Annotated in this window: 23 protein-coding genes; 5 read left to right on the top strand and 18 right to left on the bottom strand. The window is 35.0% G+C overall.

The window, feature by feature from the left end; translation table 11 throughout:
- Positions 1-197: 197 nt before the first annotated feature.
- Together N4270_RS04880 and mfd are read right to left on the bottom strand one after the other, a co-directional pair.
- Entirely contained in the window at positions 198-1,058 is an 861-nt protein-coding gene (locus N4270_RS04880; RefSeq protein WP_260095812.1) for a DMT family transporter, read from the bottom strand.
- A complete protein-coding gene (mfd, locus tag N4270_RS04875; RefSeq protein WP_260095811.1) occupies positions 1,055-4,384 on the bottom strand; it encodes a transcription-repair coupling factor in 3,330 nt (1,109 codons plus the stop codon). The genes N4270_RS04880 and mfd overlap by 4 nt, the downstream gene beginning before the upstream one ends.
- Before the next feature lie 97 nt (positions 4,385-4,481).
- Here mfd and N4270_RS04870 point away from each other — a divergent pair, with 97 nt between their 5' ends.
- The gene (locus tag N4270_RS04870; RefSeq protein WP_260095810.1) at positions 4,482-4,913 is read left to right on the top strand and encodes a TerB family tellurite resistance protein; all 432 of its coding nucleotides are present in this window, start codon (positions 4,482-4,484) and stop codon (positions 4,911-4,913) included.
- Between the two features lie 72 nt (positions 4,914-4,985).
- On the opposite strand, the gene fbp is transcribed toward N4270_RS04870, so the two are convergent.
- Positions 4,986-5,990 carry a class 1 fructose-bisphosphatase gene (fbp, locus tag N4270_RS04865; RefSeq protein ID WP_260095809.1) on the bottom strand — a complete coding sequence of 335 codons (1,005 nt, stop codon included), beginning with the start codon at positions 5,988-5,990 and terminating at the stop codon, positions 4,986-4,988.
- A gap of 115 nt (positions 5,991-6,105) precedes the next feature.
- Between fbp and N4270_RS04860 the strand changes: the two genes are divergently transcribed.
- From N4270_RS04860 to N4270_RS04845, 4 genes are read left to right on the top strand one after another with little or no spacing between them, the layout of a single operon-like run.
- Complete coding sequence (locus tag N4270_RS04860) at positions 6,106-6,585, top strand: GNAT family N-acetyltransferase (protein ID WP_260095808.1); 480 nt, start codon at positions 6,106-6,108, stop codon at positions 6,583-6,585.
- Position 6,586: 1 nt separating this feature from the next.
- The gene (locus N4270_RS04855; RefSeq protein ID WP_260095807.1) at positions 6,587-7,837 is read left to right on the top strand and encodes an aspartate kinase; all 1,251 of its coding nucleotides are present in this window, start codon (positions 6,587-6,589) and stop codon (positions 7,835-7,837) included.
- 22 nt (positions 7,838-7,859) lie between these two features.
- Positions 7,860-9,692, top strand: a complete 1,833-nt coding sequence (locus N4270_RS04850; RefSeq protein WP_260095806.1) for a lysophospholipid acyltransferase family protein — start codon at positions 7,860-7,862, stop codon at positions 9,690-9,692.
- Positions 9,682-10,701 (top strand): carboxypeptidase-like regulatory domain-containing protein, encoded by a 1,020-nt coding sequence (locus N4270_RS04845; RefSeq protein ID WP_260095805.1) that lies wholly within the window; start codon positions 9,682-9,684, stop codon positions 10,699-10,701. Before N4270_RS04850 ends, N4270_RS04845 begins: the two co-directional genes overlap by 11 nt.
- Here N4270_RS04845 and N4270_RS04840 read toward each other — a convergent pair.
- From N4270_RS04840 to N4270_RS04770, 15 genes are all read right to left on the bottom strand, one after another.
- Positions 10,698-11,114: an arsenate reductase ArsC gene (locus tag N4270_RS04840; protein WP_260095804.1), complete on the bottom strand. Its 417-nt coding sequence runs from the start codon at positions 11,112-11,114 to the stop codon at positions 10,698-10,700. The two genes, N4270_RS04845 and N4270_RS04840, sit on opposite strands and share 4 nt — an antisense overlap.
- A 13-nt stretch (positions 11,115-11,127) precedes the next feature.
- Entirely contained in the window at positions 11,128-11,637 is a 510-nt protein-coding gene (locus tag N4270_RS04835) for a DUF6428 family protein (protein WP_260095803.1), read from the bottom strand.
- A 20-nt stretch (positions 11,638-11,657) separates the two neighbouring features.
- Positions 11,658-11,981: a helix-turn-helix transcriptional regulator gene (locus tag N4270_RS04830; protein ID WP_260095802.1), complete on the bottom strand. Its 324-nt coding sequence runs from the start codon at positions 11,979-11,981 to the stop codon at positions 11,658-11,660.
- A 102-nt stretch (positions 11,982-12,083) separates the two neighbouring features.
- Entirely contained in the window at positions 12,084-12,572 is a 489-nt protein-coding gene (locus tag N4270_RS04825; protein ID WP_260095801.1) for a putative nuclear RNA export factor SDE5, read from the bottom strand.
- Positions 12,573-12,780: 208 nt separating this feature from the next.
- On the bottom strand, positions 12,781-13,167 hold the full coding sequence (locus tag N4270_RS04820; protein ID WP_260095800.1) for a VOC family protein: 387 nt from the start codon (positions 13,165-13,167) through the stop codon (positions 12,781-12,783).
- Positions 13,168-13,626, bottom strand: a complete 459-nt coding sequence (locus tag N4270_RS04815; RefSeq protein WP_260095799.1) for a DUF1801 domain-containing protein — start codon at positions 13,624-13,626, stop codon at positions 13,168-13,170.
- Between the two features lie 11 nt (positions 13,627-13,637).
- Positions 13,638-14,099, bottom strand: a complete 462-nt coding sequence (locus tag N4270_RS04810) for a DUF4199 domain-containing protein (protein WP_260095798.1) — start codon at positions 14,097-14,099, stop codon at positions 13,638-13,640.
- Positions 14,100-14,205: 106 nt separating this feature from the next.
- Complete coding sequence (locus N4270_RS17125; protein ID WP_279309192.1) at positions 14,206-14,616, bottom strand: response regulator transcription factor; 411 nt, start codon at positions 14,614-14,616, stop codon at positions 14,206-14,208.
- 87 nt (positions 14,617-14,703) lie between these two features.
- The gene (locus N4270_RS04800; RefSeq protein WP_260095797.1) at positions 14,704-15,645 is read right to left on the bottom strand and encodes a 2-hydroxyacid dehydrogenase; all 942 of its coding nucleotides are present in this window, start codon (positions 15,643-15,645) and stop codon (positions 14,704-14,706) included.
- A 49-nt stretch (positions 15,646-15,694) separates the two neighbouring features.
- Entirely contained in the window at positions 15,695-16,060 is a 366-nt protein-coding gene (locus N4270_RS04795; RefSeq protein ID WP_260095796.1) for a cupin domain-containing protein, read from the bottom strand.
- A 136-nt stretch (positions 16,061-16,196) separates the two neighbouring features.
- Positions 16,197-17,567 carry a magnesium transporter gene (gene mgtE, locus N4270_RS04790; RefSeq protein WP_260095795.1) on the bottom strand — a complete coding sequence of 457 codons (1,371 nt, stop codon included), beginning with the start codon at positions 17,565-17,567 and terminating at the stop codon, positions 16,197-16,199.
- 38 nt (positions 17,568-17,605) lie between these two features.
- Complete coding sequence (gene rsmA, locus N4270_RS04785) at positions 17,606-18,400, bottom strand: 16S rRNA (adenine(1518)-N(6)/adenine(1519)-N(6))-dimethyltransferase RsmA (RefSeq protein WP_260095794.1); 795 nt, start codon at positions 18,398-18,400, stop codon at positions 17,606-17,608.
- Position 18,401: 1 nt separating this feature from the next.
- Entirely contained in the window at positions 18,402-18,728 is a 327-nt protein-coding gene (locus N4270_RS04780; RefSeq protein ID WP_260095793.1) for a DUF4286 family protein, read from the bottom strand.
- A 45-nt stretch (positions 18,729-18,773) separates the two neighbouring features.
- A complete protein-coding gene (locus N4270_RS04775; RefSeq protein ID WP_260095792.1) occupies positions 18,774-19,286 on the bottom strand; it encodes a GNAT family N-acetyltransferase in 513 nt (170 codons plus the stop codon).
- Between the two features lie 12 nt (positions 19,287-19,298).
- Positions 19,299-21,074: a tetratricopeptide repeat protein gene (locus N4270_RS04770; protein WP_260095791.1), complete on the bottom strand. Its 1,776-nt coding sequence runs from the start codon at positions 21,072-21,074 to the stop codon at positions 19,299-19,301.
- Positions 21,075-21,445: the final 371 nt, after the last annotated feature.

The following is a 21,445-nucleotide window of genomic DNA, read 5'->3' as shown; positions in this document are numbered from 1 at the left end:
TTTTTATTTACTATTATAATATTCGTCATTCTGAACTTGTTTCAGAATCACATAAAAACTTATGTCTATCTACTGAATGTGACCCTGAAATAAATTCAGGGAGACCTAACAGTGTCATGAGAAAAACAGATAAATATAATTTTTAAACAGGTGTTCAATTTCAAATATCAAGCCAAATATCTGAATTTTATTCTTTATCATTTTTGTTTTGATCGGATACTTTCGATAATAACTGTCGAAATAATTAAGGTTCCACCTAAAAAGGTGTTTAGTGTCGGAATTTCATTCAGAAAGAAAAACGCAATGATGATTCCAAAAACAGGTTGTGTACTAGCAATAATACTCGCTGTACTCACTTTAAAGTATTTAAAACTATTGATAAATAGCGTATGACCAACAGCTGTAGTAACCAAACCTAACAGAAGCACATAGGGATATTGCGTTTCTATTGCTGAAGAATCCATTACAAATAAGAATGGGGCCAATAGTACCGTTAAAATTGCTACCTGAAAGAACATTAAAAGACTTCCATTATAGGCAGCCACGCGCTGCTTTAACAGTAAGTTTCTAATGGCATAGCAACACGCCGAAACCAAGCCAAATAATACGCCTTTTAATTGCGAGCTTTCCAAATCAAAATCAGGTGCTAAAAAATAAATGCCAACCAAAACCAATCCGCCAAGTACCAAATGCATCGGGTCAAATTTTACCTTTGAAAACAAAGGTTCTAAAATAGCCGTCATGACAGGAAAAGTAAAAAGCGACAGCATTCCAATAGCCACATTAGATAATTTTAAAGCGTAGAAATAGGTAATCCAGTGAGCTCCAAAAAGCACTGCTGAAATAAAAAAGGTAAGTCTGTCTTGACTGGAATTAATTCGGAAGTCTATCTTTTGATAACGGCATAGAATAAATAAAAACCCTGTGGCTATTGCACTTCTCCACCAAATAATCACAGGAATTGGCATTGCGATAAACTTGCCTAAGGCGCCCGAAGTACTAATTAAAATAGTCGCAACGCTAAGCCATAAAACATGTTTTAAATGCCCATCTTTCATAGTTCCTGAAGTCTGCTTAAAGCCTGCTTAACCGATTTGATATGTTCAAAAGTAAGGAGTAATCGCAACCCATTTCGTGTTTGTTTTTCTTTCATTTTACATTCTTTGGGATGGGTTTGTACATATTGTAAAACTTTAGTGAATTGATGACTTTGATAAAATCCGCTTTGTTGATCGCTAATAAAGTAACCCACAAATCGCCCTTTTTTCATGATGATTTTCTCCAGACCTATTTTAGTCGCAATCCATTTCACCCGAACACTGTTTAGTAAATCAATCACCTGGATTGGTAATTCACCAAAACGGTCTAGAATTTCAGATTCAAAAGTTTGAAGTTCTTCTTCCGTTTTAAGCGCATTGAGTTTGGTATAGAGATTTAATCGTTCGGTAATATTATTGACATAATCATCAGGGAACAGCAATTCAAAATCGGTATCTATGGTAATATCCTTAACATAATTTTTCTCTTTTCCGTCGTCTTGATATAAATCTTTAAACTCATTTTCTTTAAGTTCTTCAATTGCTTCGTTTAATATTTTTTGATACGTATCAAAACCAATATCATTAATAAATCCACTTTGCTCACCACCCAGTAAGTCACCAGCACCACGAATTTCTAAGTCTTTCATTGCAATATTGAAACCACTTCCTAGTTCGGTAAACTGTTCTAAAGCCGTAATACGTTTTCTGGCGTCATTTGTCATTGCCGAATATTCTGGCGTAATAAAATAACAGAATGCTTTTTTGTTACTTCGGCCAACACGACCTCGCATTTGATGCAAATCACTTAAACCAAAATTATTGGCATTATTGATAAAAATGGTATTCGCATTAGGAACATCCAATCCGCTTTCTACAATAGTAGTACTTACTAATACATCAAATTCTCCATTCATAAAAGCGAGCATGAGTTGTTCCAGTTTTTTACCATCCAGTTGTCCATGGCCAATCCCAATTTTTGCATCAGGTACCAAGCGTTGAATCATTCCGGCAACCTCCTTGATGTTTTCAATTCGATTGTGTATAAAAAATATTTGTCCGCCACGCTGTATCTCATAAGTAACGGCGTCTCTAATGGTTTCTTCATTAAATCGTATCACATGACTTTCGATAGGATAACGGTTTGGAGGTGGTGTTGTAATCACCGATAAATCACGTGCAGCCATGAGGCTAAATTGTAAAGTTCTAGGAATAGGCGTTGCTGTTAAGGTCAGCACATCTACATTTTCCTTAAGGGTTTTTAGCTTTTCTTTTACAGCGACACCAAACTTTTGTTCTTCATCAACAATAAGCAATCCGAGGTCTTTAAATTTTACATTTTTATTGACCAACTGATGGGTTCCAATTATGATATCGACATGACCTTTTTCTAGTTTCTCTAGGGTTTCTCGTTTTTCTTTAGCGGTTCTAAAACGGTTGAGATAATCAACAGTAACGGGGAAATCTTTGAGCCGTTCGGTAAAGGTTTTATGATGCTGATAGGCGAGAATAGTGGTTGGTACTAGAACAGCAACCTGTTTGCCATTGTCAACAGCTTTAAAGGCAGCTCGAATAGCGACTTCTGTTTTTCCAAAACCTACATCACCACAAACGAGTCGGTCCATAGGACGTTCACTTTCCATATCGGCCTTAATATCGGCAGTAGATGTGATTTGATCAGGTGTGTCTTCATAAATAAACGAGGCTTCAAGTTCATGTTGAAGGTAGCTGTCGGGTTGATATTGAAAGCCTTTTTCAAGCTTTCGTTTGGCATAAACTTTTATCAGATTAAACGCAATCTCTTTAACGCGAGATTTTGTTTTCTGTTTTAGCGTTTTCCAAGCTTTGCTACCAAGTTTGTAAACCTTTGGAGGCTTTCCGTCTTTACCATTAAACTTAGTAATTTTATGTAAGGAATGAATACTTAAATACAATACATCTCGTTCACCATAAACCAGTTTTATGGCTTCCTGCTTTTTGCCTTCCACATCAATTTTCTGGAGTCCGCCAAACTTTCCAATACCATGATCAATATGTGTCACATAATCACCAACATCTAAATTGGTAAGTTCTTTAAGTGTAATGGCTTGTTTTTTTGCATAGCCATTTTTAAGATGAAACTTATGATAACGTTCAAAGATTTGATGATCGGTATAACAGGTGATTTTTTGAGTATGATCTATAAATCCTTGGTATAAGGAAACGACAATAGTTTGATAATGCACGTCGTCGTCAACGTCTTCAAAAATATCGTGAAAACGCTTTGCTTGCTGTTCGCTAGAACATGCAATATAATTGGTGTAGCCTTTATTGTGATGCGTGTTTAAATTTTCAATTAATAGGTTAAATTGCTTATTAAATGTAGGCTGAGGCGTCGTGTTAAATTCAATAATGTCTTCGGAAAACAAACGTGTTGAACCAAATTCAACTAGGCTAAACTCTAGGAGTTGACGTTTTAATAATTCGGAATTGCAAAACAATTCTTCAGGTTTAGAATGTTTCAATTCGGAAGACAGCGCTTTAAATGCTTCTTCAGCTTTTCCGAAGAATTCCTCAATTCTGGAAAACAGAAGGTCTGTGTTTTTTGAAAATACAACGGTTTTTTGTGCAATGTATTTTAAGAAACTTTGTCTGCTTTCCTCTAAAAACTTATTAGCGACATTAGGAATAATTCCAATTTTTTTGATTTGCTCTGTGGAGAGTTGTGTTTCTACATCAAAGGTTCTAATGCTATCTACATCATCTCCAAAAAACTCGATACGGTAAGGTTCATCATGCGAAAATGAAAACACATCAACAATACCACCACGAACCGAAAATTCACCAGGTTCGGTAACAAAATCAACACGCTTGAATTTATATTCAAACAAGACTTCGTTAACAAAATCGAGCGATAATTCATCGCCAACGGCAATTTTTAGTGTGTTTTTTTCGAGTTCACGACGGGTTACCACTTTTTCGAAAAGCGCATCAGGATAGGTGACAATAATTGCTGGTTTTTTCCGTGAGTTGATACGGTTTAAAACCTCGGCTCTAAGGAGCACATTAGCATTGTCTGTTTCTTCAATTTGATAGGGTCTACGATAGCTTCCAGGATAGAACAAAACATCCTTATCGTTGAGCAAAACTTCTAAATCGTTGAGGTAAAATGCCGCTTCTTCTTTATCATTAAAAATTAATAAAAATGGTAGATCTGACGCTTTAAAAGTTTCAGTTATCACCAGTGAAAGAGAAGAGCCAACAAGACCTTTGAGATGGAGTTTTGCCTTAGTTTGGGCAATAGTAGTTTGCAGATTTTGCGTTTGCAAAGCCTGTACGTACGTTTGCGAGAGAATGGATTTACTCAAGGCATTTTATTTTGTGCAAATATAAAATTTTTGTGCCATCTCCTATTGTTAAAATGTTTTAATACAACTATCTTTGTGCCACCAAAAAAGAAATTATATGTCATTTTCAGATTTATTTGATAGCGGATTTAAAAAACGAAACGAAGACCACTTTGCATCTATTGTAAGAGTTGCTATGGACGACGGAATTATAACAGACGAAGAGAAAGCATTTTTAGATCGTTTAGCGAGACGTTTGGATATTAGTGAAAGTGATTATGCAGATATTTTAAAAGACTATAAATCACATCCTATAAATCCGCCAACATCTTACGATTTGAGATTAGAACGCTTGTATGATTTAGCACGTATGGTTTATGTCGATCACATTAAAGGCGATCACGAAGAGATCGTCATGCGTAAAATCGCTATTGGATTAGGTTTTTCTACGGAAAACGTAAAATATGTTGTCGATAAAGCCTTAACGCTTGTAAGCAACGGTGTGGATTTAGACACTTTTACTGAAGAAATTAAAACGATGAATAGATAATTAATGTCGTCATTCTGAACTTGTTTCAGAATCTCATAAAGAAGTTAAAGCCACTTGATAAAGTGGCTTTTTTTATGCATTACGCATAAATTCTTCAGCTTTTTCAACCATGTTTTTACTACCACAAATAAAAGGGACACGTTGGTGAAGTTCAGTAGGCTGAATGTCCATAATACGGGTAAATCCGTCACTCGCTTTACCATTCGCTTGTTCTGCAATAAATGCCATAGGATTGCATTCGTAAAGCAGACGCAATTTACCTTCGGCATTTTGTGAGCTTTTAGGGTACATATAAATACCGCCTTTAATCATATTTCTATGAAAATCAGATACTAAAGAGCCTATATAGCGACTGGTATAAGGTCGGTCACCTTCTTCCATTTGGCAATATTTGATATAGTTTTTAATTCCTTGCGGAAAGTGAATATAGTTGCCTTCATTTACCGAATAAATTTTCCCGTCTTCAGGGAATTGCATATTAGGATGCGATAAGTAAAACGTACCAATTGCTGGGTTTAAAGTAAAGCCATTTACACCATCACCTGTAGTATAAACAATCATAGTCGAAGTGCCGTAAACCACATATCCAGCAGCTACTTGCTGATTTCCTTTTTGAATAAAATCTTCGAGAGTTACAGGTGTTCCAACAGGTGTTACTCGTCTGTAGATAGAAAAAATTGTTCCTACCGAGACATTAACATCTATATTTGAAGAACCATCTAAAGGGTCAATTAAAACCACATACTTATTTTGATGATTTTCATCCTGACTATTGATTGAAATAAAATCGTCTTCCTCTTCACTAGCAATACCACAAACAATATTACGTTTGGTCATGGTTTGTATAAATTTATTGTTGGCGTAAACGTCCAGTTTTTGTTGGTCTTCGCCTTGAATATTAGTGTCACCGGCAGCGCCAATAATATCAACTAAACCAGCTTTGTTAACTTCGTGATTCACTACCTTAGCAGCTAATCGAATAGAATTTATAAGACGCGATAATTCACCAGAAGTGTATTTAAAAGACGATTGGTTTTCGATAATAAATTCACCCAGTGTTTGGTTTTTTCTAGACATGTAGTGTGAGAGTTTTTACAAATATCTTATTTTTTTAGTCAACGACAACGTTTTCGTTAAATAATTATAGGATTAAATTCTCAAGTTTAAACTATATTTGGGCTAAAGAAAATCAATGACATTTTCCATTAGAAAAGCCGTAAAAAGTGACATGCCAAGAGTTTTAGAGCTCATTGTTGAACTTGCTGTTTTTGAAAAAGAACCAGAGGCTGTTAAAGTTACGGTTGAAGATTTAGAAAAAGGAGGTTTCGAATCCCCAGAACAGTTTGTTTGTTTTGTTGCAGAATGTGACGGCGTAATCGAAGGAATAGCCTTAGTTTATAACCGTTTTTCTACCTGGAAAGGGCCAGTACTTCACCTAGAAGATTTAATTGTAAGTCAGCAAAAAAGAGGTACAGGCCTTGGAACAGCATTGCTGGATACCGTTGTAAAATATGGAAAAAGCTTAGGTGTTAGACGGATTGGCTGGGAAGTTATTGATTGGAATACGTCTGCGATTTCTTTTTATGAAAAGAAAGGAGCCGATGTCAAGCGCGACTGGTTTGTGGTGCAGCTTAATGAAGAAGGAATTGAAAATTATATAGTAAATATTTAGCATGCGTGTATTTAAATTTGGAGGCGCTTCTGTAAAAAATGCAGAAGGGGTTAAAAACCTAGCCTCAGTACTACAAGAAGTAGGTCATGATAACACATTAGTGGTCGTTTCGGCCATGGGTAAAACAACCAATGCTCTGGAACTGGTTATCAAAAACTATTTTGATAATAAACCAGCTTTACCAAATGCACTTCAAGAGGTTAAAACCTACCACAACGATATCCTTTTAGGACTTTTTGAAAATCCGCAGCATCCAATTTATAAAAACGTCGCTTCAATTTTTGAAGACTTAGATTATTTTTTAAATCGAAATAAATCTCCAGATTATAATTTCGTGTATGATCAGGTTATTGGCTTTGGAGAATTGACATCAACCACTATTATTAGTGCTTATCTTAATGATATCGGACTTAAAAATAACTGGTTAGATGTACGGGAATTTATTAAAACCGATGATTATTACCGTCGTGCTAATGTAGATTGGGAACAAACACAAAGTGCGATTAAATTAAATTTTGATACCAATCAACTTAATATAACTCAAGGGTTTTTAGGAAGTGATGCCAATAATTTTACAACCACTTTAGGTCGAGAAGGAAGTGATTATACAGCAGCTATTTTTGCTTACTGTTTAAACGCCGAAAGCGTTACAATCTGGAAAGATGTACCAGGTGTTTTAAATGCCGATCCGCGTTATTTTGACAATGCTCAATTACTTAACAGTATTTCCTATAGAGAAGCTATAGAGCTAGCTTTTTATGGTGCTTCTGTTATTCACCCTAAAACCTTGCAGCCGTTACAACAAAAGGAAATTCCGTTGTTTGTGAAGTCGTTTTTAAATCCGAAAGACGCAGGCACACGTGTTGGTAAAGGCTTCGGAATAGAGCCGAATATTCCCTGTTACATCGTGAAAAAAAACCAGGTATTGGTGTCCTTATCATCATTAGATTTCAGTTATATTGTTGAAGAAAATATTAGTGAAATATTTAAATTATTGCATTTGTATAAAATGAAAGTCGATGTGATTCAAAATTCGGCGATTAGCTTTTCGGTGTGTTTTGATAATACGTATAATAATCTCGATCGACTATTACAGCATTTAAAAGCAAAATTTAAGGTAACATTTAATGAAAATGTGAGTCTCTATACTGTTAGACATTATGATAAGCAGTCAATTTCGGCTATAGAACAAGGCAAAGAACTGCTATTGAAACAATTAACTCAAGAAACCATTCAAATCGTAACTAAGTAGTTTATTTAGTACATTTACGCTCATGACCAAACAACAAGATTTAGGATTAGTTACCGCAAAAGAAGTAGCCAAAGCAATTCATGCTGATAAGTATGGCTTTTTAGGCACTTTTGTTGGATGGTTGTTGATGAAGGTTTTAAAAATTTCTACACTTAACAGAATTTATAAACGCAATAAACATTTAAGCGATGGCGAGTTTTTAGATGCTATTTTAGATGATTTTCAAATTAAGTTTGAGATTCCTGAAGAAGATCTAAAACGCCTCCCAAAAGATGGTGCATACATCACTGTTTCTAACCATCCGTTAGGAGGTATTGACGGGATTTTATTGTTAAAGCTCATGATTGAGCAGCGTAAAGATTTCAAAATCATAGCTAATTTTCTTTTGCATCGTATTGAGCCATTAAAGCCTTACATCATGCCTGTGAACCCGTTTGAAGATAGAAAAGATGTTAAGTCAAGCATTGCAGGTTTTAAAAATGCCATATTGCATTTACGGGAAGGTCATCCTTTAGGTGTGTTTCCGGCTGGCGAAGTGTCGACTTATAAAGATGGCAAATTAGTGGTTGATAAGCCCTGGGAAGAAGCCGCTATGAAATTGATAAAAAAGGCCGAAGTTCCTGTGGTTCCTATTTATTTTCATGCTAAAAACAGTAAGTTGTTTTATAAATTGTCTAAAATTAGTGACACTTTTAGAACTGCAAAATTACCTTCAGAATTATTGACACAAAAAAACAGAGTCATCAAGGTGCGAATAGGAAGACCAATTTCGGTAAGCGATCAAAAAGAACATGAAACCTTATCTGATTTTTCAGAATTTATAAGACGAAAAACCTATATGCTGTCTAATGCTTTTGAAGACAAGCCGAAAATTTTAGATAATATTTCTAATACTTTAAAGCCTCCAGCAAAACCACCAAAACGTATTGTAGGTTCGGTGAGTGTTGAAAAAATGGCAGCAGAAGTTGAAGTCTTGCGTCAAGGTGATTTCCGATTGTTAGTCAGTAAAAATTACGAAGTATATTTAACACCTCCAGAGCATATTCCTAATATTCTTCATGAGATTGGAAGGCTCCGTGAAATTACTTTTAGAGCCATTGGAGAAGGAACCAACGAGGCGATAGATTTAGATAGTTTTGACACCTATTATCACCATATGTTTTTATGGGATACAGAAACCAAACAATTAGCTGGAGCCTATAGAATGGGCTTAGGGTCTAAGATTTATGCACGCTATGGTATTGATGGGTTTTACCTGCAAGATCTATTTAGGTTTGAACCAGAATTACACAAAATGATGAGTGAGTCTATTGAAATGGGCCGAGCATTTATCATTAAAGAATACCAACAAAAACCAATGCCTTTATTTTTACTGTGGAAAGGCATTGTACATACGACTTTACGTTACCCTGAACATAAATTCTTAATTGGAGGCGTGAGTATTAGTAATCAGTTTTCTAACTTCTCTAAGTCTTTGATGATTGAGTTTATGAAATCTCATTATTACGACCCTTATGTGGCACAATATGTACGTCCGAAGAAAGAGTTTAAGGTCAAATTAAAAGATGCCGATAAAGATTTTGTTTTTGATGAAGCTGAAGCTGATTTAAACAAGTTTGATAAAATTATTGACGAAGTAGAACCAGGAGCATTACGTCTACCGGTTTTACTTAAAAAGTATATCAAACAGAATGCAAAACTCGTTGCCTTTAATGTTGACCCTTTATTTAATAATTCGGTTGATGGGTTGATGTATATTAAAATTGCCGATTTACCTGAAAGTACCGTAAAACCTGTCATGGAAGAGTTTCAGGCAGAGTTGGAACGTAAATTTTCGGGAAGTAATGAGGACTAAGTTTTGGTATCTTATTCTAGGACTTATTTTTGCGCCATTGCTACACGCGCAAACTTTAACAGGTAAAGTTGTTGATCTTAAAACTAAGGCACCTTTAATGTCGGTATCTGTTTATTTTGACAATACCACGATCGGCACAACTACCAATGATTCAGGTGAATTTTCTATTGAATATTCTGATGCGATTCAATCCAACCTTGTGATTTCTTACATAGGCTATGATACGGTCTTTATTTCAGATTATAGAAGTTTAAGCAGCATTAATGTTAGCTTAAAAGAAGCCTTGCACACTTTAGATGAAGTGGTTATTGATGCCAATGATGGTTTGACTCGCAAACAAAAACTCAGAATATTTAGAAAGGAGTTTTTAGGTTTTTCTGAGTTTTCAAAATCGTGTAGAATTCTCAACGAAGATGATTTGATTCTGCGTTATAATAAAAAGGATCAAACCTTGACCGTAAATGCAAAGCGACCAGTTTTAATAAAGAATAAAAAGTTGCACTATGAAATTGCGTACGATATAGCAGATTTTGAAATTGAGTTTAGGTATCTCGATGCTAAAACAGATCGGTATACCACACATTCGGTTTTGTTTACAGGCACTTCTTTCTATAAAGATTTAAGTCCCGAAAAAAAGCCAAAACTCATCAAAAACAGAACGAAGGCTTATCGCGGATCTATTCAACATTTTATGCGTTCACTTTATCGTAAATCTCTTAGGGACGAAGGATTTGATATCTTTCATGAAAAGTTTCAAGTAGACGAATGGACATTTTTTAATGTAGAAACTATGCCTGATTCTCCATTTAAAAAAGTGACCTTAAAATCGACAGTTGATATTTTATTTGACATGAAAGACCAATCTGTATTACAGCCCTTGGTTGCCAACTTTTATGTTGATCAATACGGAAACTATCTTCCCATCACAGAACTGTTATTTAGTGGTATCATGGGAAACCAACGTATTGGCGATTTATTGCCTTCTAATTATGGCTTAGATGACAATTAAAGGTATTTACTTATAAAAGCCTCAACATAGTTTTTAATTTCATTTCTCGCAGTTAAAAAGGCAGCATGTTTTTCATCATCAGTTCCAGTTACTTTAGAAGGATCAAAGAAATTATGATGAAGTCTTAAGGCGCTTTTACTTGGAATGAACGGACAATTTTCGTTCGCATGATCACAAACAGTTAAAATGTAATCAAAATCGATATCGGCATATTCATCGACATGGTTAGACGTGTGGTTAGAAATATCAATACCATCTTCTTTCATAATGGCAACAGCACCTGGATTTAATCCGTGAGTTTCAATTCCGGCACTATATATTGAAGCTTTATCGCTTGCAAAATGGTTAAAATAGCCATGAGCCATTTGGCTTCTGCAAGAATTTCCTGTACAGAGAACAAGTATATTTTTCATAATAAATTGAGTTTTAACAGCAGCCACTTTGAGGTGAACAACAAGATTCAACCTTTTCTTTAGCTTTATCTAATGTTTGTGTTACGGTTTCTGGAAGGCCACACAATTCTTTAGCCTTACAATCTGTTTTCTGTACGCCTAATTGAAAAATGAGGTTTTGATTTTCAATTTTAAAGTCGTTAACAAAAAGTTGTGCTGTATGAAATGAAGAATTGGAGTATTCAAATTTAACTTCCGCATTCAAATCATAAGCTTTCATTTGTCCGACCTTTTTAAGAATCCCCAGCGCTTTTAAAACAGACATATAAGTTGTTTTAGAAATTTCTAACGGACTCTCCCATAATTGGATTATTGTTTCATTCCATGAATCGGTTTGCGCACCACAGTCTACAGCATCTATTTTGAGATGTTTGACTTCGGTAATGTGATAATTAGCGCCAACAAATGCATTTGGAGCGTATTCAAAAAGTAAAGATTTCTCTTGATGTTGTTCTAATATTGAGAATAGTTCTTGTGTTTTCATAGTATTAAAATTTAGGTTAACTAACAGCAGTTGGATGAGGTTTTTATAAAGAAAGAATTAAGCAAAATTTGAAACTCTTTAAAGCGTTCAAGATTGAGGCAGTAACATTTTTTTTTACCTTCAAATCGACCTTTTAATAATCCAGCATTACCAATAACACTAAGATGTTGTGATATGGTTGCTTGAGATAAGCCAATTTCATCAACTAAGTCATTACAGATACAACCTTCCTGTTCGCTAATATATTTTAGAATAGAAACGCGTGCTGGATGAGCAAATACTTTGGCAATATTGGCTATTTCATTAATACCATCGGTGTAAATAAATCGTTTTGTAACTCCCATTGTAGTTAATTTTGGTGTAAAGATAATTATGTTATTGTAATATTGCAATATTACGATGTTAAAATATCTAAAAAAAGCCAGAAATTAGTTCTGGCTCTTTATTTATATGGATTTAAACCATTCCTGAAATTGTTCGCCAAGTAAAAATACTGGCTTTTTTTCTCCGCTTAGGGCTCCTATTAAACTCATAATCCAAAGAATGATGGTAAGTAAGGATAAAAAGCCTAAAAGGGGTACAATTAAACTTAACACCCATATACTAAGACTCAAAATACACAAACCTAGCATTTGTCTGATATAAAATGAACCATAGTCTGTTTTGTTACTGCCATTCATCACTAAAGCAATAATAAATCCGATGATCGTTATATGAGCTATGATGGCTACGTTTTTTCCATCACTTAAAACTTCTTTAGCGTCGTCTGCAAATTCGCTAGCCTTTTCTTTGGCTTCATTTGCAAACTCTTTAGCATCTTCAGAAAATTCTTTAGCAGAACTACTTATCTTGTCACCTGCTCGTTTGGCAGTATCTTTAGCGTCTCCTAACATATCATTAAGATCATCACTCAAATTTTTATTGTCGTCAGCCATTGTAATATTAGTTTATGGTTAAGTGTTAAAGTTAATAAAATTGCTCAAATAAAATTATATTTTTTCCAAACCGCCATTTCCAAACCTATTTATAGGATTAGTAACTAAACCAGAAGCCGTTTTCATCACCTGTATTCATAGGTTTTGTGTGGTTATCGCAAGCCTGTAAATTATAAGTAGCTGAGAAGACTCATTTGTTACAACATAACTATTTAAATGCTTGGTCTATAGGTTCCCAGAGTTCAATTTTATTACCTTCATTATCCAGTATCCAGCCAAACTTTCCGTAGTCGTATTCTTCCATGTCGCCAACTATTGTAACACCTTCTTCTTTTAAGGTTGCTAACAATTCTTTTAAATTGTCTACACGATAATTAAACATGAAGTCTTTTTTAGAAGGCTCAAAATATTTGGTGTCGTCTTTAAATGGGCTCCATTGTGTTGAGCAGTCTTTACTGTCTTTATCTTTCCACCAAAATGTACAACCATAATCGTCGGTATTAAAGCCTAAATGCTTTTGATACCAATCTTTTGATGCGCTTGGATTTTTAGACTTAAAAAATAAGCCTCCAATCCCTGTAACTCTTTTTTTCATTTACTTTTTATTTAATGCGGTTTCATAAATATTGATCCATTCTTCTACAGACATTTTCCTTGTAAGCTCACCAATTAAGTCATAAGGAATTTCGTCTAGTTTTTTAAAACGAATACAACTTTTGCCCATGTCTAATTTACGCTTGCAGTGTTTTGGGTATTCACCAACAAACCAATCATGCAATTCTTTTTTTGCATAAATCCCACTGTGATAAAGGTTAACTGAGTTCTTTTGGGAGGCAAAACTCATAAAAGGCAGTGGTGTTTTAGGATCGCAATGATATCCGTTGGGATAAACTGAGTGCGGTACATAAAATCCAATCATTTTATAAATCATACCTTCTTCAAATCCTTTTGGAAGATTCTCTTTTATTACTTGTCTTAATTTTTTTAAAGCATCTTGACGTTCCTCAGGAACCTGGCTGATATAGTCTTCGGGTGAATTAGCGTCGTATTGCATAGTATAGAATTTTATTTTCGTTGAAGGATTAATCCAGAAATTAAAGATATAATAAATCCGATAATAGTCACAAGTACCAGCATAAATAAGGCAGCAGTTGTACTTGTCATTTTGATAATTTCATCGGCTTTTCCTTGTTCAATAAGTTGTTGTTCATATTGGCTAAAAAAGGACGGATCAATAAATTGCGTATAAATAAAATCAGCAAAAGCAATTCCCAAGCCAACAAGTAGTGATATTAGAACGCCTATTCCAAGAGCTTTACCAAAGGAAATGACGCCATTGTTAACACGATCTCTGTAATGCTTTATGCCAAAAAAGATAAAAGAAAGCGATAGAAATATTGAAATATAGCCTAATATTTCATTGGTTGAATAGTCAAGGTTTTTAATCCCTAAAACTAAGTGTAAAGTGAAAATAACAAAGCCTGTTAGGAGTCCGTAAAGACCAAATTTTAGAACAGTTCGTTTCATGATGTGAATGATTTTAATTAGTAAGCCAAAAGTAAATTTATCCTCTAAAACGGCAGTCATACTTTAGTACCAAACGGCTCATACTTTAGTGGGAATACTGTTTTTTTTAGATGATATTAAGGTCTTTTGCAATTTGTAAGGCTTGTGTGCGACGTTTTGCATTTAATTTTGAAAGCAGATTAGAAACATGGGTTTTTACGGTACTCTCAGATACAAAAAGTTTTTCTCCAATTTCTTTATTTGAGAGTCCTTCGGAAATTCCTATAAGCACTTCATATTCACGCTTACTGATGTCTAAATCTTCTATTTTTCTATGATTTATTTCTACGGAAGTATGGGTTTGTTTTTGAAGACTTTTTTTGTTGAGATACACACCAACAAAGAAAAAAACAATTGCAATAAGCGCAATGGCAATTTCAGAATTTAAATCCCCAGAAATCACAGCATACTTACTAAACTGAAAAAGTAACAGTAATGCTAAAATGAGTAATCCAAAAACAAGAATGGTTTTTTTCATAGTTTAAAAGTAAAAAAAATCATCGTAGTGTCACTTAAAGCTCCGCGAAGAATTGCTTAGGTATTAGGTTTTTAATCATCCTATTTTTTAACTATTAACGAAAAAGGATTTGATTTTATCTACAATGGTTTGAGCCAGTTTTTCTTTACTTTCCATGGTCCAGCCAGCAACATGCGGTGTCAATATTACGTTTTCTGCAGTAATAAGATATTGGAAAGGGTCGGGCATTTTTGATGTAAATAAATTTTCAAACGATGATTTTTCATATTCTAAAACATCTAATCCTGCTCCTAAGATTTTTTCAGATTTTAAAGCAGCCACCAAATCTTTTGTTACCACACTTTTACCTCGTGCTGTATTGATTAGCCAAAACGGATTAGTAAAGCCGTTGATAAACGCTGAATTTACCATGTGAATGGTTTGTGGAGTTTCGGGAGTGTGTAAACTCAACACTTCGGCTCTTTCTTGAAGCTCTTTTAATGAGACCTGAGTGGCATTGGCGTCTCCAACATTGGATTTAATATCATAGCAAAGTACCTCCACCTCAAACCCTCGAAGTTTTTTTGCAAAGGCTTTTCCCATATTTCCGTAGCCTATTAGCCCGATGGTTTTTCCGTCGAGTTCTAGTCCGCGATTAGCCTCTCGTAACCATTGTCCGTTTCTAACTTCCCTATCTGCTTTATTTAGTTTGTTAAAAAGTGATAATAACAGTGCTAAGCTATGTTCGCCAACGGCATTGCGATTGCCTTCAGGCGCAGCGATGAGTTTAATCCCCTTTTTTTCAGCATAATCACAATCGATATTTTCTAAACCCGCACCAACACGACCTATAAATTTGAGTTGTTTTGCGGCATCTAAAAAGAACTTGTCGATTTTAAACCGACTGCGAATGATACAGCCATCATAATGCTCAATTATGCGCTCAATTTCCTCTTTTGAAGCGGTATAATTTTCATCATTTGTAAAGCCTAAGGCGTTGAGTTGTTCTATAAGTAAAGGATGGTTGCTATCTAAGTGCAGGATTTTCATGGTCAAATATTGAGCTACTAAAACTAGTTCAGTAGGGCGTTAATTGTATTTATAGTTCTGGATATTTGGTTTGAGTGCGTTCATGCTCAACATTTCCTGTATGAGCTGTGTCGCGTTTTTCGAATAGCAATAGATGAACTTCTTCACCATCTTTAGTTGACGGATTATGTTCAACGCCTTTAGGAACCACGATTATTTCACCTTCATTTACGATTTCGGTGCGATCTCTAAACTGCATATATAAGGTGCCTTTAAGGACTTGAAATAACTCGTCTTCATGCTCATGACTATGCCATACAAATTCTCCTTTTATTTTAGCCAGAATGACTTGCATATCATCAACCATTGCAATGCGATGCGGATGCCATTGTTTAGTAAACAAGCTATGTTTTTCTTTAAGATTAATAGGTTTCATACTGAAATGACTTTAGTGTGTCTAAAGTTACAAAGTTTTGCGTTAGCGATTGTAGTGGAAATCCTTTTGTGTAGACAAAAGATTGCAACGGAAAGCGCAGTGATACGACGCTTTTGTGGCGTAGCAAACGCCCAAATTAGAATCCGATAATGAGTCCCGAAAGTACAAAAAACAAGTAAATTCCTAGAATATCATTACTTGTGGTAATAAAAGGACCTGTGGCGATTGCTGGATCAATGCCTCGTTTATCTAAAATGATTGGGACAAAGGTGCCAACCAAAGCGGCAACGATAATGACACTCATCATCGAGACGGCAATAGCGAGGCTTTCGGTACTATCTTGTCCAATGGCAAACCCGAATAATATAACGAGGAGCGCTAGTGCAAATCCGTTGATTAAGCTCAGGCCTACTTCTTTAATCAACCTGCTTATAATACTCCCTTTTACATTATCATTAGCGAGACCTTGGACAATAATCGCACTGGATTGAACACCAACATTTCCAGCCATAGCGGCAATAAGCGGTGTGTAAAAAAACAAGGATGGAACAGTTTCCATAATGTCTTCGTAGCCTTTCATGATAAACACAGAACCCAAACCACCAAAGAGACCAAGTACCAGCCAAGGTAAGCGTGCTTTTGTGAGTTCCCAAACGGTATCATCGGCTTCGACATCTTGAGTAATACCTGCTGCTAATTGATAATCTTTATCGGCTTCTTCTTTTAAAACATCTACAATATCATCAATGGTAATTCGACCTAATAACGTTTGTTTATCGTCAACAACCGGAATGGCTTCCAAATCGTATTTAGACATGACTTTAGCCACATCTTCAACATCATCAGTAACATGAACGAAATCGACATTATCTTTAGCGATATCGGCTATTTTCTGCTCACTTTTAGCAACAATCAAATCCTTTAATGAGAGTCTGCCAATAAGCTTTTCTTCTTTATTCACCACATAGATAGAATGTACTCTGGTGACTTCTTTTGCCTGTCCTCTAATACGACGTAAACAGCCGGCAACAGTCCATGTTTCATAGACTTTCACAAGCTCTTTTGCCATTAAACTACCTGCAGTGTCTTCGTCGTAAGTAAGAAGTTCGGTAATTTCATCACGATGTTCTTCATCGGCAATTTTAGAAATAACTTCGGCTTGTCGATCTTCGGGAAGTTCGGCAATCATATCTGCCGCATCATCGGTGTCCAGCTCTTCAATTTCTTCTGCAATTTCTTTAGCCGAAAGATTTTTAAGAATTTTTTCTCTGGTGTCCTCATCGAGTTCCATCAGGATATCAGAAGTGGTTTCCGAATCCAGCAACTTAATCACATATACCGAATCTTCGAGATCTAATTCATCGAGTATTTCGGCAACATCTGCATGATGGTATTCATTGAGAAGGCGTTTAAGCTCTTTGTCGTTTTCGGTTTCGACAAAAAGTTCAACCTGCTCGATGAGGGCATCGGTAAGCTCAAATTGATTATGCTCTTTTTCTTCGATCATGAAGTTGTGATGTTTACTTTAGCTGAAATGACCAATGATTAATCTTGATTCTCGTCGTTTTCAATGAGTTGCGTTAATTCTAAAAAAGATTCAACGCTCAACTGCTCTGGACGTTTGCCAAATATAACATTTGCTTTTAAATTATCTGAAAGATTGAAAGTTTTTAAACTGTTACGTAATGTTTTTCGGCGTTGTTGAAAAGCAGTTTTTACAACTCTAAAAAATAAGGTTTCATCTACCGGTAAGCTGTAGTTTTCTTTTCGCTGGAGTCGTAACACTCCAGAATCTACTTTTGGAGGCGGATTAAAAACCGTTGGAGGCACCGTAAATAAATATTCGGCATCGTAAAAGGCTTGGGTTAAAACTGAAAGAATGCCATAAACTTTAGAGCCTTCTTTTGAACAAATACGTTGCGCTACTTCTTTTTGAAACATTCCTGAAAATTCTGGAATTTGATCTCGCATTTCTAAGGTTTTAAATACGATTTGTGTTGAGATATTGTACGGAAAATTTCCTATGATTGCGAATGGTTCGTCCTTAAAAATTTGGGTCAAATCATAATTTAAAAAGTCTTTTTCATAAACCCGATTAGCCAAATTAAGGTAGTTGGCTTTAAGGTAATCAACCGATTCATTATCGATTTCTATCACATGGGTTGTGATGGGTTTTTGAAGTAAGTATTTGGTTAAAACACCCATACCTGGACCAATTTCGAGAACGTGTTTATACCCTTGAAGCGATAAGGTATCTGCAATGTCTTGCGCCACTGATTCGTCGGTCAAGAAATGTTGACCTAAATGTTTTTTCGCTTTTACTTGATGGTGATTGGTCACGTTATTTAAATTTTACTTTGTATTCATCAACAATTTGAAGTTCGGTTCTAAATGCAAGCATTTTATCTGCGAATTTTTTAAGACCTTCAGATCTTAGTCGTTCGGCATCTTCTCTATAATAAGCGTCTAAAGCTTCTCTTGAATAGGAAAAGTATTGCACCGAATAGGTTTGTCCGCCCATTTCTTCCTCAACTAAGACTTGTGAAAATGTAGCTTTTTCAAATTTTCCGGTTCCTAAAACCTGCGGAATATGTTCGGTTTTCATCCATTCTAACCAGTGATTATGAACAGAATCGTCTATGTTTATAGTGACGTTATATATAATCATTGTAATTATTTTTGTGAATTCTGCTGCAAGTGCAGAATGACACTATTATAAATTTTTTGCAAATAACAGAAGTTCCTCGTCGTCTCCAAAGGGTTTTACTGTTTTTTGGTAAGATAAGCCTAATTTTTCCAACAGATGTATGGAGGGTTTATTTATTGGTAGCGTTATGGCGTATAAGGTTTTAATATTGAATGTGTTTTTAGCAAGTTCCATGATGGCAGTGGCACCTTCAAATCCATAGCCTTTACCATGATAATCAGGAAGTAAAGAAAAACCGATATCAACATGTTCTAAGAGTTCTCTTTTTAAGAGACCAAAAGAACCAATAGGTTTTAAGTTTTCGGCTTTTAATTGAACTTTATAGTAACCAAATTCATTGGTTTGGTAAGCCTTAAGCTGATTGTTTTTAATGTATGTTGCAGCGTCTTTTACAGTTTTGACATTTCTGTCTCCAATATAAGTAATCCAGCCTCGAGTATTCATTAACTCTAAAATGAAAGGAGCATCTTCAACTGTGATTTTAGAAATGAGAAGGCGGTTGGTTTCAGCAATAATCATAAATGAAGGAGCTTAGTTTATAGCATCTCCACGTAATTGTCTGAAGCGTTTTCGGGCTTCAATAAAGTAGATGCTGTCTTCGTGATCAAAAATAATTTTTTCGTAAAGTTCTTTGGCTCTTTCGGGTTGATTGAGTTCATTTTGATTAAGTTCGGCTAAGAAATATAAGGCGTCATCTGCTAAAATTTCATCTCTATAATTAGCGATGATATATTCGTAACTCGCCACAGCCTTGTCGATTTGTTTGGTTTTTTCAAACAATTTAGCTTGCATAAATAAGGCCTGATCTTCAATAGTTTCTCCTTTGTGCTCAGTCAAAATTTTATCTAAGAGCGCAATCGCTTCGCTATTTTTATTTTGAAAAGAAAGCAAGTCCGCTTTAGAATATAGCTTTAAAGCCGTTTGTAATGAGTCTTCATCTTTATTATCGGAAATGAGTAACTTTAATTCTAATGCATCATTAGCAATTAACTGTGATGTTGAAGATTTTAAAATTTTAAGCTGTGATTCGGCCCAATCAAAATCGCCTTTATAATAACTGGTTTTAGCAACTTTAAAGCGCGCCTCTTGAGAAATAGTACTGTTTTTAAGGTTGGCTTGAATTTGTGTGTAATAGATTAACGCTTCATTAAAGCGCTCCTGAAAAACAAGAATATCACCTAATTTAAGTTTTACAGTCGCTTCCTGAAAAGTGGATAATTGTAAGTCTAAACTTTTTTTCAAGAAATTACTGGCTTCTTTAGGTTGATGTTTATTGAAAGCGAGAAAATTTCCGTAGGCAATTTGTAAAGCAATGGTTTGCTCGTATTTCCCATATTGGGTAAATAAGTCATTAAACTTTTTATCGATGTCTTCAAGTTGTTTTGCATCAGCTGTTTCAATTTCCATTTCGAGAATGTACTGATGCGCTGTTAGCAAGGTTTCGATATCCTGAGAATTATCTAAAACAAACTGAAAAATAGAATTGGCAATGTCTTGTTCTTTTTCCTTGACGGTTGTTAGTGCTAAATCCAGAATGCGACTCAAGCTTTCGGGATTTCTACGATAGAGCGCTTTTTCTTGTGTAAAGGCTTTGTTGTATTCTTTTTGCTGAATGTATAACCAGCTCAATAAATCATACCAATAGGGATCGGGATTTGATTGTAATTTTTTAAGCAATAGTTTTCTTAAAATAAGGTTGTTTTCATTCTCTTTATTTTCTGAAACAAAATCACTAAAAGCACGTTTTGCATTACTGAGAAAATTAGGTTTAACTTCGATATAATCGATATAGTTGGAAAACAATAGCTCGATATTACCTTGTTCTCCATAGATACGAGCCATTTGCAAGTTGAAATTAAATTGCGGATCGATTTGCATGCCTTTTTTGTAAGCTTCTAAGGCAAGATCTAAAAGGGAATGGTCTTCAAATTTTTTGGCTATTCCGTAAGTGGATGTTGGCTTTTCTTCAATTTTAAGTAAAGCCTCTTTATAGTATTTATTGGCTTGACCTAAACTATCCATTAATTGGTAATTATAGCCCAATTCAACAATAAGTCCAGGGTAATTGATTTGCTTCAGTCGTTTCAAGATGACGTCTTTGGCTTCGTCATAACGTTCCAGCTGCTGAAGGGTCTCAATAATTTTATAAATGTATTTAGAGTTGTTTTTTTTCTCGTTGAGTTTTTGGTACGATAGGAGTGCTTTTTCAAACTCGCCACGATTAAAATAGTCCTCTGCTAATTGTTCGCTCTGAGAAAAGCTACTGCCAAAAATCAACAAAAATGCGATGATCAAATACTGCTTCATACCAATTGTTTGTGTAAATATAACAAATGCAATGTCTAGATATTGTGAATGTTTTTATAATTAATTCGATGAAATGCAAAAAAAATGCCTAAACACAGGTTTAGGCATTACCAACAAAATAAATGTGCTATTAATCTATTCTTTACAATATGATTCAGTTATTCTGCTTTGGCTTTTTTTAAGGTCGTATATGTCTATTGACTGTTTTTTAGAAAAAGACTTTGCTTGCCATAACGATTAATGTCGCTAGCAGTACTATGCGTTTGATGTTTTTCATAATAAGTAGGTTAGTTCTTATTTGGTTTACTAACATCATAATTAAATATTAAAAAACAAAGAAAAATGCTAAAAAATCGTTGAACGACGTCATT

It is taken from the genome of Psychroserpens sp. SPM9, assembly GCF_025153525.1.
In the GTDB taxonomy this organism is placed as follows: domain Bacteria; phylum Bacteroidota; class Bacteroidia; order Flavobacteriales; family Flavobacteriaceae; genus Psychroserpens.
This window is presented reverse-complemented; position numbering and strand designations above follow the sequence as displayed.

Bases quoted from the DNA above. Each gene is read 5' to 3' on its own strand.
- N4270_RS04815 (WP_260095799.1), bottom strand. From the start codon at position 13,626: ATGCAATACGACGCTAATTCACCCGAAGACTATATCAGCCAGGTTCCT.
- N4270_RS04800 (WP_260095797.1), bottom strand. From the start codon at position 15,645: ATGAAAATCCTGCACTTAGATAGCAACCATCCTTTACTTATAGAACAA.
- N4270_RS04770 (WP_260095791.1), bottom strand. From the start codon at position 21,074: ATGAAGCAGTATTTGATCATCGCATTTTTGTTGATTTTTGGCAGTAGC.
- N4270_RS04860 (WP_260095808.1), top strand. From the start codon at position 6,106: ATGACATTTTCCATTAGAAAAGCCGTAAAAAGTGACATGCCAAGAGTT.
- N4270_RS04825 (WP_260095801.1), bottom strand. From the start codon at position 12,572: ATGGCTGACGACAATAAAAATTTGAGTGATGATCTTAATGATATGTTA.
- mgtE (WP_260095795.1), bottom strand. From the start codon at position 17,567: ATGATCGAAGAAAAAGAGCATAATCAATTTGAGCTTACCGATGCCCTC.
- N4270_RS04880 (WP_260095812.1), bottom strand. From the start codon at position 1,058: ATGAAAGATGGGCATTTAAAACATGTTTTATGGCTTAGCGTTGCGACT.
- N4270_RS04855 (WP_260095807.1), top strand. From the start codon at position 6,587: ATGCGTGTATTTAAATTTGGAGGCGCTTCTGTAAAAAATGCAGAAGGG.
- N4270_RS04830 (WP_260095802.1), bottom strand. From the start codon at position 11,981: ATGGGAGTTACAAAACGATTTATTTACACCGATGGTATTAATGAAATA.
- fbp (WP_260095809.1), bottom strand. From the start codon at position 5,990: ATGTCTAGAAAAAACCAAACACTGGGTGAATTTATTATCGAAAACCAA.
- N4270_RS04780 (WP_260095793.1), bottom strand. From the start codon at position 18,728: ATGATTATATATAACGTCACTATAAACATAGACGATTCTGTTCATAAT.
- N4270_RS04810 (WP_260095798.1), bottom strand. From the start codon at position 14,099: ATGAAACGAACTGTTCTAAAATTTGGTCTTTACGGACTCCTAACAGGC.
- N4270_RS04835 (WP_260095803.1), bottom strand. From the start codon at position 11,637: ATGAAAACACAAGAACTATTCTCAATATTAGAACAACATCAAGAGAAA.
- N4270_RS04820 (WP_260095800.1), bottom strand. From the start codon at position 13,167: ATGAAAAAAAGAGTTACAGGGATTGGAGGCTTATTTTTTAAGTCTAAA.
- N4270_RS04775 (WP_260095792.1), bottom strand. From the start codon at position 19,286: ATGATTATTGCTGAAACCAACCGCCTTCTCATTTCTAAAATCACAGTT.
- N4270_RS04850 (WP_260095806.1), top strand. From the start codon at position 7,860: ATGACCAAACAACAAGATTTAGGATTAGTTACCGCAAAAGAAGTAGCC.
- N4270_RS04840 (WP_260095804.1), bottom strand. From the start codon at position 11,114: ATGAAAAATATACTTGTTCTCTGTACAGGAAATTCTTGCAGAAGCCAA.
- N4270_RS04795 (WP_260095796.1), bottom strand. From the start codon at position 16,060: ATGAAACCTATTAATCTTAAAGAAAAACATAGCTTGTTTACTAAACAA.
- N4270_RS04870 (WP_260095810.1), top strand. From the start codon at position 4,482: ATGTCATTTTCAGATTTATTTGATAGCGGATTTAAAAAACGAAACGAA.
- N4270_RS17125 (WP_279309192.1), bottom strand. From the start codon at position 14,616: ATGAAAAAAACCATTCTTGTTTTTGGATTACTCATTTTAGCATTACTG.
- N4270_RS04845 (WP_260095805.1), top strand. From the start codon at position 9,682: ATGAGGACTAAGTTTTGGTATCTTATTCTAGGACTTATTTTTGCGCCA.